At 72.5% G+C, this 13,243-nt stretch carries 13 protein-coding genes; 4 read left to right on the top strand and 9 right to left on the bottom strand.

Translation table 11 applies throughout. The features are described from left to right. Positions 1-148: 148 nt before the first annotated feature. A complete protein-coding gene (locus BUE48_RS15025; RefSeq protein ID WP_286990186.1) occupies positions 149-1,102 on the top strand; it encodes a DMT family transporter in 954 nt (317 codons plus the stop codon). 108 nt (positions 1,103-1,210) lie between these two features. Next, positions 1,211-2,116, top strand: coding sequence for a DUF5954 family protein (locus BUE48_RS15030; protein ID WP_286990188.1), 906 nt, complete (start codon positions 1,211-1,213; stop codon positions 2,114-2,116). A 49-nt stretch (positions 2,117-2,165) separates the two neighbouring features. Here BUE48_RS15030 and thiI read toward each other — a convergent pair whose 3' ends face one another. The 3 genes from thiI to BUE48_RS15045 all read right to left on the bottom strand — a co-directional run bounded on the left by thiI (position 2,166) and on the right by BUE48_RS15045 (position 5,642). Next, the gene (thiI, locus tag BUE48_RS15035; protein WP_012853368.1) at positions 2,166-3,410 is read right to left on the bottom strand and encodes a tRNA uracil 4-sulfurtransferase ThiI; all 1,245 of its coding nucleotides are present in this window, start codon (positions 3,408-3,410) and stop codon (positions 2,166-2,168) included. A gap of 164 nt (positions 3,411-3,574) precedes the next feature. Next, positions 3,575-4,600, bottom strand: coding sequence for a 6-phosphofructokinase (locus BUE48_RS15040; RefSeq protein WP_012853369.1), 1,026 nt, complete (start codon positions 4,598-4,600; stop codon positions 3,575-3,577). Positions 4,601-4,925: 325 nt separating this feature from the next. Next, positions 4,926-5,642: a lysophospholipid acyltransferase family protein gene (locus tag BUE48_RS15045; protein ID WP_012853370.1), complete on the bottom strand. Its 717-nt coding sequence runs from the start codon at positions 5,640-5,642 to the stop codon at positions 4,926-4,928. A 371-nt stretch (positions 5,643-6,013) separates the two neighbouring features. Between BUE48_RS15045 and BUE48_RS15050 the strand changes: the two genes are divergently transcribed. After that, positions 6,014-6,814 carry a hypothetical protein gene (locus BUE48_RS15050; protein WP_012853371.1) on the top strand — a complete coding sequence of 267 codons (801 nt, stop codon included), beginning with the start codon at positions 6,014-6,016 and terminating at the stop codon, positions 6,812-6,814. 18 nt (positions 6,815-6,832) lie between these two features. Here the strand turns inward: BUE48_RS15050 and BUE48_RS15055 are convergent, their stop codons facing one another. The 5 genes from BUE48_RS15055 to BUE48_RS15075 form a co-directional block, all read right to left on the bottom strand. Further along, positions 6,833-7,540, bottom strand: coding sequence for an endonuclease/exonuclease/phosphatase family protein (locus tag BUE48_RS15055; protein WP_012853372.1), 708 nt, complete (start codon positions 7,538-7,540; stop codon positions 6,833-6,835). 10 nt (positions 7,541-7,550) lie between these two features. Further along, entirely contained in the window at positions 7,551-8,498 is a 948-nt protein-coding gene (locus tag BUE48_RS15060; protein ID WP_012853373.1) for an ROK family glucokinase, read from the bottom strand. Between the two features lie 27 nt (positions 8,499-8,525). Then, a complete protein-coding gene (locus tag BUE48_RS15065; RefSeq protein ID WP_286990193.1) occupies positions 8,526-8,852 on the bottom strand; it encodes a hypothetical protein in 327 nt (108 codons plus the stop codon). A gap of 66 nt (positions 8,853-8,918) precedes the next feature. Further along, on the bottom strand, positions 8,919-9,350 hold the full coding sequence (locus tag BUE48_RS15070) for an SRPBCC family protein (protein WP_012853375.1): 432 nt from the start codon (positions 9,348-9,350) through the stop codon (positions 8,919-8,921). A gap of 58 nt (positions 9,351-9,408) precedes the next feature. Further along, positions 9,409-10,176, bottom strand: a complete 768-nt coding sequence (locus BUE48_RS15075; RefSeq protein WP_012853376.1) for a metallophosphoesterase family protein — start codon at positions 10,174-10,176, stop codon at positions 9,409-9,411. Between the two features lie 269 nt (positions 10,177-10,445). Between BUE48_RS15075 and BUE48_RS15080 the strand changes: the two genes are divergently transcribed. Next, positions 10,446-12,263 (top strand): AMP-dependent synthetase/ligase, encoded by a 1,818-nt coding sequence (locus tag BUE48_RS15080; RefSeq protein ID WP_012853377.1) that lies wholly within the window; start codon positions 10,446-10,448, stop codon positions 12,261-12,263. 124 nt (positions 12,264-12,387) lie between these two features. Here the strand turns inward: BUE48_RS15080 and BUE48_RS15085 are convergent, their stop codons facing one another. After that, complete coding sequence (locus BUE48_RS15085; RefSeq protein WP_286990197.1) at positions 12,388-13,047, bottom strand: NAD(P)H-binding protein; 660 nt, start codon at positions 13,045-13,047, stop codon at positions 12,388-12,390. Positions 13,048-13,243 lie beyond the last annotated feature (196 nt).

Consider the following 13,243-nt stretch of genomic DNA (forward strand, 5'->3'; position numbering starts at 1 on the left):
CTGGGGCCTCCCCGCTCCTGACCGGGGCGCGTTCCTTCGGCTCGTCTTCGTGAGCGCACCGGACCCGGCGCATGCGGCGCCCGGTCCCTTCTTCGCGTGCCCCGGACCCGGATCGTCCTTATCCGATTCGAGTTCAGGAGTTGCCCGCGTGTCCGCACGCCTCATCGATTCCACTGATCCCGCCCTGCCCGCCCGGCGGTCGGCCGGCGGCATGGACGTCCTGCTGGCCGCCTCGCTGTGGGGGACGACCGGCACCGTGCTCACCGCGGCCCCGGCCGGGGCCGACCCCGTCTCCGTCGGCGCCGCCCGCATCGCCCTGGGCGGCGCCGTCCTGCTGGCCGTGGCCGCGCTCAGTCGCACCGCGGCCGGTGACGGCGGCGCCCCGGTTCGCGGCCGGGGGCTGCGGCGGCTGCTGGCCCTCCCCCGCGCCCGGTGGATGCTGGCCCTGGGCGCGGTGTGCGTCGCGGTGTACCAGACCGCCTTCTTCGCCGCGGTCTCCCGCACCGGCGTCGCCACCGGCACCATCGTGGCGATCGGCAGCGGCCCGGTGTTCACCGGGCTGATCGCCCTGCTGACCGGCGGCCCGCGGCCCACGGCGCGGTGGGCGGTCTCGACGGCCTGCGCGGTGGTCGGCTGCGCCGCGCTGGTGGGCGGCGGCCGGCAGGCCGGCGTCGAGCCGCTGGGGGTGTCGCTGGCGCTGCTGTCGGGGCTGGGATACGCCTCGTACGCGACGATCACGTCCCGGTTGATCACCGCGGGCCAGGAGGACCGGGCGGTGGTCGCGGTGCTGTTCTCGGCGGCCGGGGCGCTGCTGCTGCCGGCGCTGGCGGCCGGCTCCCCCACCTGGCTGCTCACCGTCCCCGGCGCGCTGGTGACCGGCTACCTGGGGGTCGTCACCACCGCGGGCGCGTACCTGCTGTACGCCAGGGGGCTGCGCAGCACCCCGGTGACCGCGGCGACGACGCTGACGCTGGCCGAGCCGGCGGTGGCGGCGGTGCTGGGCCTGGTGGTGCTGCACGAGCGGCTCGGCGGGGTCGCCCTGGCGGGCCTGGCGCTGCTGACGGCCGGGCTGGTGATGCTCGTTGCGGCCGGACGCCGCTGACGTCCCGGCGCCGGCCTCACCGGGCCCTAGGGCGCTTTTTTGCATCGAAGCAAGGAAAGTGCTCTGAAGCACTCGCGCAAAGCCGAACCGTCAAGGAAGATGCTGCGCATGACTATCGGCGAGGGGGATCCCGGCGGGCGGATCTTCCCCGAGGATCTGGCCGCCGTGGATCCGGTGGCCGCCGTGATGCTCGCGGACGCCCGCCGTGCGCTGGCCGCCTACCCGGAGCTGGTGGTGGCGGGACCGCTGTTCGCCGCGGCCGAGCAGGTGCCGGGCGGCTGGCAGCTGGTGTGCCCGTGCGATCCGCTGCCCCAGGGCGCCCGTGAGCTGCTGGCGGCCCACCTGCGCAACCGCGGGGCGATGGCCGCCCCGGCGGCGGCCCGGGACTACCATGAGGCGGCCCGGCACCTGGTCGACGGGGCCTGTGACGAGGTGTCGGTGCTGGCGCGCCGGTTCCGGATCGTGCGGATCGAGCAGCTGATGCGGACCGGTCCCGACGGGCCGGAGCCGCCCCGGCCCACCGACCGCGATCCCACCCGGCCCGTCCCGGCGCACCGCCGGGCGCCGGAGTTCATCGCCGACCCGGTTCTCGACCTCGGCGGCGCGGCCGACATCGTCACCGCCGAGCTGCTGTGCCAGTACCTGGATGAGACGGCCCGGCGCGGCTGTGAGCCGGTCAAGCCGTTCATGACCCCGGTGCAGCTGACGCCGATGTTCACCGTGGCCGAGCAGTCAGGGGACCTGTGGCGGCCCGGCACCCGGCTGTACGGCATGCCGCAGGAGGCGCGGGACTCGCTGGCCACCTACTTCCGGCACGTGGTGCCGGCGGTGGAGCGGCCGAACCCGCTGGAGGCGGCCGAGTACGCCGAGGCGGCGGACCTGCTGCAGGACGGCAGGCGCCGCGACAACATCGTGGCGGCCGGGCGGCGCTTCCGGATCGTCCGGGTGGAGCGGATGGTGCTCATGGGGCCGGACGGCCCGGAGACCCCCCGCCCCTGCGACCGGGAGCTGTGAGAACGCCCCTCGCCCCCTGGGCTCGGACGGTCCAGGGGGCGAGGAACTCTCAGGCGGCGTTGCCCTCGCCGTAGACGGGACGGTGCTCCTGGACGGAGTCGGCCAGCTTCTCGGCCAGCTCCTCGGCGTCCAGCCGCCGGTCGATCTGCCGCAGGTCCTCGATCTTGGCGCGGGTCTCGGCGCGGCGCGGCGCCAGCAGCGTGCAGCAGTCCTCGTCGGGCAGCTCGGAGATGGTCAGCGTGCCGATGCGGCGCGCGGTGTCCATGATCTCGACCTTGTCCATGCCCACCAGCGGACGCAGGATGGGCAGCTCCACCGCATCGTCCACGGCGGTCATGTTGGCCAGCGTCTGGCTGCTGACCTGGCCCAGGGAGTCGCCGGTGATCAGCGCGAGACCGCCCAGCCGGCGGGCCAGGATCTCGCCGGTGCGCAGCATCAGGCGGCGCTGGGCGACCACCGCCAGCCGGTCGGCGCCGGAGGATTTGATCTGCTGCTGGGCCTTGCCGAAGGGCACCACGAACAGCCGCGAGCCGCCCTGGAAGCGGTCCAGCTCGCGCACCAGCGCGTACGCCTTGTAGATCGACTCCGGCCCGGTGAAGGGCATGCCGGAAAAGTGCAGGTAGTCCACGCGCAGCCCGCGGCGCATCATCCGGTAGGCGGCCACCGGGGAGTCGATGCCGCCCGACAGCAGCACCAGCGCCCTCCCGCTCATGCCCACCGGCAGCCCGCCCTGGCCGGGCAGCCCGTCGGTGAAGACGAACACCTCGTCGCGGTCGACCTCGATCGACAGGGTGTGCTCGGGCTCCTTCAGCTTCACCGGCAGCCCGTAGGCCTCAACGATCTTGGAGCCGACCAGGCGGTCCAGCTCGGTGGAGGTCAGCGGGAAGCGCTTGTCGCGGCGGCGGGAGCGCACCGCGAAGCTGCCGGTGCGGCCGGCCATCAGTTCCAGGGCGGCGCCCACCACGCTGTCGGGGTCCTTGCCGACCCGCCAGGCCCGGTGCACCCAGACGATGCCCATCACATCGGTGATCCGCCGGGCCAGCGCGTCCACCGTGGCGACGTCGGCGCCGCCGCCCCGTTCCACGCGCACCACCATCACGCCGTGGCGGCGCCAGATGCGCACCGGCGCGATGTCGCGGACCGCCGACCGCAGGTTGTTCTGCAACCGCCGCTCGAACACCTCGCGGTTCTTGCCCTTGAGCACGACCTCGCCCAGTTTGATCAGCACGCACGGCTCACCGATCGCCGGCGGGCCGCCGGTGATCTGCCCGGCCGCGGTGTCGAGCACGGTCATGCGGGGACCTCCTGCGTAGAACGGGGTGAAGAAGACCGGTATCCAGTGTCGCCCACCGTTGCGACCACCGCGACAGGATAAGGCCCGCAGGCGCCGGGATATTCCATTCCGGCGCCCGCGGGCCCGGTGCGGACGCGCCGCAGCCGCCCGGTCCGGTCCGCCGGTCAGCCGAAGAAGACCTCCGCCTCGGCGTAGCGCTCCAGCGGGACGGTCTTGAGCGTGTCGGTGGCGGCCGACAGGTCCACCCGGATGATCTCGGTGCCCGACAGGGCGACCATCTTGCCGTAGTCGCCGTCGTGGACGGCGTCGATGGCGTGCAGCCCGAAGCGGGTGGCCAGCACCCGGTCGAAGGCGCTGGGCGTGCCGCCGCGCTGGATGTGGCCCAGCACGGTGCAGCGGGCCTCCTTGCCGGTGCGCTTTTCGATCTCGTCGGCCAGCCACTGGCCGATGCCGCCCAGCCGCACGTGCCCGAAGGCGTCCAGTTCCTTGCTCTGCACCGCCATCTGGCCCTCGATCGGGTGGGCGCCCTCGGCGACCACGATGATCGGCGCATACCGGGTCTTGAAGCGGCTTTCGACGTACTCGACGACCTTGTCGATGTCGAACGGCCGCTCCGGAATCAAGATCACGTTGGCGCCGGCGGCCATCCCGGCGTGCAGCGCGATCCACCCGGCGTGCCGGCCCATCACCTCGCAGATCAGGGCGCGGTGGTGGCTTTCGGCGGTGGTGTGCAGCCGGTCGATGGCCTCCACCGCGATGTTGACGGCGGTGTCGAAGCCGAAGGTGTAGTCGGTGGCGTTCAGGTCGTTGTCGATGGTCTTGGGGACCCCGACCACGTTGACGCCGGCCTCGTGCAGATGCTTGGCGACGCCGAGGGTGTCCTCGCCGCCGATGGCGACCAGCGCATCCACACCGAGCCCGGCCAGGTTGTCCTTGATCCGCTCGATGCCGCCCTCGACCTTGAGCGGGTTGGTCCGCGACGAGCCCAGGATCGTCCCGCCGCGCGGCAGGATGCCCCGCACGGCCTGGATGTCCAGCGCCACCGTGTCGCCTTCCAGCGGGCCGCGCCAGCCCGACCGGAAGCCCACGAACTCATACCCGTAGACCGAGATTCCCTTACGCACCACAGCGCGGATCACGGCGTTCAGACCGGGGCAGTCACCGCCTCCGGTCAGCACTCCGACGCGCATGTATTCCTCCCCATTGCTCACCCGGCCAGCCTAATAGCGCAGATGGCAAGGCATGGCTCAGCACACGGCCGGGGCGCCGATCGCCCGGCTCGTCTCATTGGTCTAGACCATAGCGCCACTCGGCGGCGGGCACCCGCCGTTCGAACGCGGCCGTCGATCTTCAAGGCCGGGCCGAGGGCGAGGGGCCCGGAAAACAATCACGCCGGGGACGCGCATGCGTCCCCGGCGGCCGTGCGCCCGGCGCCGTTGCGTCGGCCGGGCCCGCGGGCCGGCGGTCGGGCCGCGAACGCGGTCCCCGCCGCTCCCGGCTCGCCTCAGCGCCCGCTCACTCGTCCTCGTCGGCCGGCCGCGGCGCCTTGCCCGCCATCTCGGCCTTGACGTCGGCGGCGTAGCGGTCCACGTACTCCTGGCCGGACAGCTCCCGGATGGCCTGCATGATCTCGTCGGTGACCTTGCGCAGGACCTCCCGGTCGTCCTCCATGCCGTAGTAGCGGGAGAAGTCCATCGGCTTGCCGAAGCGCACCCCGGGCCGCACGCCGAGCCGGGGGTAGGGCTGGCCGGCCGGCATCAGGTCGAAGGTGTTGATCATCGCCATCGGGATGACCGGGACCCGGGACTTCAGCGCCAGCCGGGCCACCCCGGTCTTGCCCTTGTAGAGCCGCTTGTCGGGGGCCCGCGTCCCCTCGGGGTAGATCCCCAGCAGCTTGCCCTGCTTGAGGATCTGCAGCCCGGTCTCCAGGGCCGCCTCGCTGGCCTTGCCGCCGGAGCGGTCCACCGGCACGACCCCGACCCCGGTGAAGAAGGCCCTGCTGATCAGCCCTTTGATGCCGGTGCCGGTGAAGTACTCGGCCTTGCCGAGGAAGAAGATCCGGCGGCGCAGCGGCAGCGGCCCGAAGAAGTGGTCGGCGAACGACTGGTGGTTGCTGACCAGCAGCGCCGGGCCCTTTTTGGGGACGTTCTCCATCCCGGAGTTCCGCGGCCACCACAGCAGGTACAGGATCGGTGTGAGGACGATCCGGAGCAGCATCCAGAACCAGAACATGCCGATACCCTCCTCGGCCACACCTGTCCGCGGCACCCGACTCCCCTTTGGCCACCGTCCCGCCACGGCTTGACGGACGATGGCGATGGATCATCATCGCATCTCCGCAACACCATGCCCACATCACCCGGCCCGGCGGCGCACGTCACCGGGCGGGCCGGAGCGCACCCGGTTGCGAAGGTCACCCCGATCGGTCCCGCTTGTCTTGTTCATCGTCGCGGAACGAATACCGTAGGAGTCCAGGCGGGAGAGCGCCTCCCGAGTACGGCCATATGGCGTGGCGGGTACTTTGGGGGGACACCTGATTGGGGAGCGGAGGCCGTCATGCCGGTGCTGTCGGTCACGCTGCAGTCGTCGAAGGAGCCGGCCCCGTGAAGCGCCGTGGCAATGGACTGGACGCCGACTCGTACGCCCCGTTGATCGACCTTGCGCCCCATCTGGCCGACGCCATGCTGGAGGCGCTGCGGGAGGCCGGGGTCGCCGCTTATGTGACCCCCAGTCCCGACCGGGGCGAGCCCGGGCGCTCCGGCGCGGACGGCGACTCGCTGGACCGGTTGTACGTCGACACCGCGATGCGGTCGGCCGCCGAGGGCGTCTTGCACACCCAGCTGACCCGGTTGCGTTCCTCCGACGGCGAGCCGGCCGGCGAGAGTGGAGCGGCGGACACCGAGACCGGTGAGCCGCCGCGCGGCCGGGTGCGCACCGGCGATTCCGGCGGCGGCACGGTGGCCGAGCGCGACGAGGAGGCGATCTGGGCGGAGATCGTCGCCAGTTTCGACGCCGCGCCCGCCGATGGCCAGACGCCCTGGCCCGAGCAGGAGAATCTGGACGAGCCCGCGGACGAGGGAGCGGACCGCACCGGGCGGCTGCCCACCGCCCGAGTGATCAAATTCCCCGCCGCCGAGGAGGCCGCGGAGCGGGCGGCCGATGACGACGACCACTACATCCCCCCGCCGCCCCCGCCGCTGCCCAGCACCGACCCGATCACCAAGGCCGCCTGGATCAGCCTGGTCGGCGGTCCCCTCTACCTGCTGGTCACGGTGATGCTCGGCTGGGACGTGCCCGGCTGGGCGGCTTTCTTGGCGGTGGCGGCCTTCATCGGCGGTTTCGTCACCCTCGTCCTGCGCATGGGCGACGATCCCCGCGACAGCGACGACGGCGCCGTCGTATGAGCGGCGTCCCCGGCCGGCTCAAGGCGGCAGCCGCAACTCCGCCAGGACCGGCAGATGGTCACTGGCCCGGGGGTAGTCGGCGGCCGGCGCGGGGCCGGGGGGCAGGCCGCAGCCGAGCACCTCGATGCGGGGATCGGTGAAGATCCCGTCGATGCGCCTGGCCGGGCGGCGGGAGGAATAGGTGGCGGCGGGACCGCGCGGGGCGGCGGCGTAGGCGTCGGTGAAGAAACCGGTCAGCGCATTCCAGGACGGGCCTTCGGGTTCTTCGTTGATGTCGCCGCACAGCACCACGGGAGCCTCGTAGCGGTCGCGGGCCCGCTTCAGCAGGGCGAGCAGTTCGGCGGTGTGCGCCAGGCGGGCGGAGGCGTCCAGGTCCAGGTGGGTGTCGGCGACGATCACGCGGGCGCCGGCGATCTCCGCCACGACCAGCGCCAGGCCCCGGCGGTGCAGGCCGGGGACGCGGCTGAGCAGGTGGTGCTCGGCGTGGTGGAGGCGGACGCGCCGCCCGGCCAGCACCGCCAGCCCGGCGGCGCGCCGCCCGCAGGCCACGGTCAGCCCGGTGCGGGCGGCCAGCGCCCGCCGCCTGGCCCGCCAGGTGGGGGCCAGGCGCGGCACCTCCTGCAGGCACACCAGGTCGGCGGCGCAGGCGCGGATGACCCGCACCAGCGCCGCCCGGTCGTCCCGCATGGAGCGGATGTTGTAGCTGAGGACCCGCAGCCTTCTCACCGGCGCCCGCTCAGCGCTGGCGGGCCAGGTCGGCGGCGCCCACCAGCCCGGCGTCGGAGCCGAGCTCGGCGATCCGGATGTCGGGCAGCGGACGGTAGCCGACCCCGGTGACCACGGCCTCATAGGCGTCGCGGACCGGCTCCAGCAGCAGGTCCCCGGCGTCCGACAGCCCGCCGCCGATGATGAACGCCCCCGGGTCCAAGATCGCGGTCAGGTCGGCCAGGCCCCGCCCGACCCAGCCGGCCACGGTGCGGAAGCACTCCAGCGCGGCCCGGTCCCCCTCGCGGGCGGCCTGGGTGACCTCCGGGCCGCGGATGCCCTCCGGGGAGCCCCCGCCCAGCTCCAGCAGCCGGGAGGCCATCAGCGGGGCGACCCGGGCCAGGTCGCGGGCCTCGTGGACGAGGGCGTTGCCGCTGGCGTACTGCTCCCAGCAGCCGCGGTTGCCGCAGCCGCAGCGGCGGCCGTCGGGCACCATCCGCAGGTGGCCGATCTCCCCGCCGATGCCGAACCGTCCCCGGTACAGCCGGCCGTCGACGATGATGCCGCCGCCGATGCCGGTGCCCAGCGCCACCAGCACCAGGAAGCGCTCGCCGCGTCCGGCGCCGAAGCGGAACTCGCCCCAGGCGGTGGCGTTGGCGTCGTTCTCCACCACCACCGGCAGCCCGACCAGCTCCTCGACCTTGCCTTTGATCGGCTCGTCCCGCCAGGCCAGGTTGGGGGCGAACAACACGGTGGCGCGGGCCTCGTCGACGAACCCGGCCGCGCCCAGCCCGACCGCCTCGACCTCGGGGTACTTGCCCTTGAGGAGATCGACCACCTCGGCGATGACCTCGGCGGTCTGCCGGGGGTCGGTGGAGGGGGTGGGCCTGCGCACCTTCTCCAGAATCCGCCCGCGGTCGTCGACCACCCCCGCCGCGACCTTGGTGCCTCCCACATCCACGCCGATGGTCAGCGCCATGTGTCTCCTCCTCGTGGCTCCCTGCGCTCATCCGGCACCGGCATCGACGGGCTCCCCGCCGGAGCCCTCCCGCCGCCCGGCGCCGGGATGCAGCAAATTAGATCGCTCCAAAGCCTCCAGGGGCCACCATGCGGCCGTCATCGGCGTTGCGGCGGCGTCCGGGAGACGGTCACCGGCGACCGCGCCCGCCGCTGCGGCGGGCGCCGTGGCGCGGTGCGGGGGGCGGTCGGGACGTTCAGGGGCGGTGTGCGGGGGTCGCTGCCGTGGGACGGCCCGGCTCCACGGGTCGCCGGTCCGCAGGCCGTCCAGCAGCCGTACGGCCTCGTCGAGGACATCGCCGGGCCGGTCCGTCATGGCAACATCATCCATCCGTCATCGGCCAGAACCGTACTGTTCTGGCGCGGGTAACGAATGTCTTACTCAGCGCTCGACATATCCTTTGAGTCCCTTCAACGCCGCTTCAATGATCATCTTCTCGCCTCTGCGGCGGAGCATCCCGATCATCGGCACCCGCACGTCCACCGCCAGCTCGTAGGTGACCTGCGTGCCGCCCTCGGTCTCGGCGAGCCGGTAGGAGCCGCGCAGACCGGAGACCACGCCGCCCTTTTCCACCAGCTCCCAGCTCACCTCCTGCTCGCCCCAGTGGTAGGCCAGGCCGTAGGTGTCCTTGATCGGGCCGGCGTCGATGGTCAGCCGGGCCTTGGCCGGACGTCCGTCCGGGCCGGTCTCCAGCACCTGAACCTCACGGATCCCCCCGGCCCACTGGGGATAGGCCGGCAGGTCGGCGATGACCTCCATGACCTTTTCCCGGTCCGCCGCGATGGTGATGGAGGCACTGGTGCGCTCGGCCATCGACTGCCCTCCCCTTCCCCGGGCCGTGCCCGCTCGATCGCTTCCGCGGCCAGTATCGTCACAGCTCCAGCACGTACGGCACGCCGGCGGCGCGGAAGTGGCCCACGTTGACGCACTCGGTACGGCCTATCCGCATCCGCTTTGCCAGCGGCTGGTGCACGTGGCCGAACAGCACGTACCGGGGCCGGGTGCGGTGGATGGCCTCCAAGACGGCCTCGCTGCCGCGTTCGAAGCGGCGCGCGACGGTGTCATAGAGCAGGTCGGGGACGGCCGGGGGGATGTGGCAGCACAAGACGTCCACCTCGCCGACGGCGGCCACCTTGGCGGCGTACTCCTCATCGTCGATCTCGTTCGGCGTGCGGTAGACGGTGCGCAGCCCGCCGCCGACGAACCCGAAGCGCAGCCCGCCGATCTCGGCGACCTCCCCGTCCAGCACCCGGTGGCCCTCGCGCAGGTAGTCCCCCCACATCTGGGGGAGGTCGACGTTGCCGTAGGTGAGGTAGGCCGGGCTCGGCATGGCCTCGAAGAGGGCGGCGTACTGGCGGCGCACCGCCCGTTCGATGTGCGGCCAGGCCCCGCCCTCCAGCGAATCCCACAGTCTGCGGGAGAACTCGCGGGCCTCCGCAAAGCGCTTCTCGGTGCGCAGCGCGATGAAGCGGTCGGCGTTCTCCTGGCCGAACAGCTCGGCGAAGATGCCCTGCCCGTGGTCCGCGTAGTCGATGAACAAGATGAGGTCGCCCAGGCAGATGAAGACGTCCGCGCCCTCGCCGGCCCGCCTGAGCGCGTCCACGTTGCCGTGGACATCGCTCACCACATGGATCCGCATGCACCGACAATAAGCCTCTTTGTCCGATCCGGCCGGGCATGACGTCCGTGTCACGCCCGGATCGGGCGCCTCCCGCCCGGCCCGGGGCGCGCCCGCCGGGGCACCGCGCGAACAGCCGCGCGACCAGGGCGCATAACCTGGAGCACGGGCATGTAACACGATTGTGAACCCGTCTCGCCCACCGATGGCTACCCACGAGTAGGACGAAGCGGTAGCGTCCACATTCAAGTTCCGCCCAGATTGTTACCGTTCTCAATAGAGGAGTGACCGTGCGCGAGTTCAGCGCCCCCTTGATGGTGGAGGTGCCCGAATCCACCAACCTGACCGACGCGCTCTTCTCCCGCGCCCGCAGCAACCCCGGTCAGGTCGTGCTCCGCCGCAAGTCCGGCGACTCCTGGAGTCCGGTCACCGCCTCCCAGTTCGTCGCCGAGGTCTCCGGTGCGGCCAAAGGCCTCATCGCCGCCGGCATCGAGCCCGGCGACCGGGTGGCCCTGCTGTCGCGCACCCGCTATGAGTGGACGCTGCTGGACTATGCGATCTGGGCGGTCGGCGCCGTCACCGTCCCCATCTATGAGACCTCCTCCGCCGAGCAGATCGAGTGGATCGTCACCGACTCCGGCGCCAAGGCATTGATCATCGAGACCGCCGAGCACGCGGCCCGGGTCGATGAGATCGCCGACAAGCCGGCGCATCTGAAGCACGTGTGGCGCATCGACGACGGCGCCGTGGCCGCGCTGACCAAGCTGGGCGCCGAGGTCTCCGACGAGACGCTGGAGGAGCGCCGCACCGGCCGCACCGGGGCCGACCTGGCCACCCTCATCTACACCTCCGGCACCACCGGGCGGCCCAAGGGCTGCGAGCTCAGCCACGGCAACTTCGTGGTGACCACCCGCAACGCCATCAAGGGCGCGCTCAGCGAGGTCGCCATGGAGGGCTCCTCCACGCTGCTGTTCCTGCCGCTGGCGCACGTGTTCGCCCGGCTGATCCAGGTGGCCTGCATCGAGTCGGGGATCGTGCTGGGCCACAGCGACATCCCCAACCTGCTGCCCGACCTGGCCTCCTTCAAGCCGACCTTCCTGCTGGCGGTGCCGCGGGTGTTCGAGAAGGTCTACAACGGCGCCGAGCAGAAGGCCATCGCCGGCGGCAAGGGCAAGATCTTCAAGGCCGCGGCCGACACCGCCATCGCCTACAGCAAGGCGCTGGACGCCCCCGGCGGGCCGGGCCTGGGCCTCAAGCTCAAGCGCAAGGTGTTCGACCTGCTGGTCTACCGCAAGCTGCGGGAGGCGGTCGGCGGCCAGGTCAAGTACGCCGTCTCCGGCGGCGCGGCCCTCGGCGAGCGGCTGGGGCACTTCTTCCGCGGCGTCGGCATCGTGATCCTGGAGGGCTACGGCCTGACCGAGACCACCGCCCCGGTCAGCGTCAACCGGCCCAGCGCGCTGCGCGTCGGCACGGTCGGCCAGCCGGTCCCCGGCGTCACCGTCCGGATCGCCGACGACGGGGAGATCCTCGTCAAGGGCGTCAACGTGATGCAGGGCTACTGGGCCAACGAGACGGCCACCAAGGAGGCCATCGAGGACGGCTGGTTCCACACCGGCGACATCGGCACCATGGACGCCGACGGCTTCTTGAAGATCACCGGCCGCAAGAAGGAGATCCTGGTGACCGCGGGCGGCAAGAACGTGGCGCCCGCCCCGCTGGAGGACCGGCTGCGCGCCCACCCGCTGATCAGCCAGTGCGTGGTGATCGGCGACGGCCGCAAGTTCATCAGCGCCCTGATCACCCTCGACAACGAGGCCCTCGGCCCGTGGGCGCAGGCCCACGGCAAGCCCGCGGACATGACCATCGAGCAGCTCCGGCAGGACCCGGACGTGCGCGCCGCCATCGACGCGGCGGTGGCCGAGGCCAACAAGAGCGTCAGCCGGGCCGAGTCGATCCGCAAGTACCGGATCCTGGATGTGGACTTCAGCGAGGCCAGCGGGCACCTGACCCCCTCGCTGAAGGTCAAGCGGGACCGGGTGATCAAGGACTTCGCCGCCGAGATCGAGGCCATCTACAGCGAGGACGACGCCGAGGCGAACAAGTCCTGACGCTCCTTCGGAAAGCCGCACTGAACGCGCCGCCCCGCTCTCAAGCCGGGCGGCGCGTTCCGTTCGGCCCGCAACCGGTGACGGCGCGCGCCCGAGCGCCTTTCCCCCGTCCCGTGCAGACGGGCTAGGCGGTCAGGGCGGCCACGGCCTCTTCGATCGGGGTGGTGCCGTTGACCAGTTCGAGGGTGCGGCGGCGCACCGCCGGGGCGTGCAGCAGCGCGGCCAGCACGGCGGCCACGTCGTCGCGGGTCACCTCGGCGCGGCCCACCTCCGGCTCGGCCAGCGTGACCAGGCCGGTGCCGGGAGCGTCGGTGAGCCTGCCGGGCCGCAGGATCAGCCAGTCCAGGTCGCGGGCGCGCAGGTCGGCCTCGGCCCGGCCCTTGGCCGTGATGTAGGCGGCCCAGACCTCATCGCTGCCGGGCCGCGGCAGGCGGTCCGCGCCCATCGCGGAGATCTGCAGGAAGCGGCGCACCCCGGTGCGTTCGGCGGCGTCGGCCAGCAGCACCGAGGCCGCGCGGTCCACGGTGTCCTTGCGGGCGGCGCCGCTGCCGGGGCCGGCTCCGGCGGCGAAGACGGCCGCGTCGGCGCCCTCCAGGTGGGCGGCGACCTCTTCCACCGAGACGCGCTCCAGGTCGCACACCTGAGGCCGGGCACCGGCCCGGCGGACGTCCTCGGCGTGATCGGGGTTGCGGATGAGGCCCGTCACCCGGACGTCCTGCGCGGCCAGCAGCCTGGCCAGCCGCAGCGCGATCTTCCCATGGCCCCCGGCGATCACAACGTGCATACACCGATCCTATGAAGCGGGACGGCCCGCCCTCGGTCACCCGGCGACGGCCGGCAAGGGGGCGGGGCCGGGGAGCGGTGCCGTGACCGCCGAACCCGCCGTAGTCCGTCCGGTCACGGCCGCGGCTCCCCGGCCCCGCGCCGGCACGACCGGGAAGGGTGCGCCAAGGGACGGGTCTTCCTTGCCTCCCGGTCGT

The organism is Thermomonospora sp. CIF 1, assembly GCF_001896795.1.
GTDB lineage: Bacteria > Actinomycetota > Actinomycetes > Streptosporangiales > Streptosporangiaceae > Thermomonospora > Thermomonospora curvata.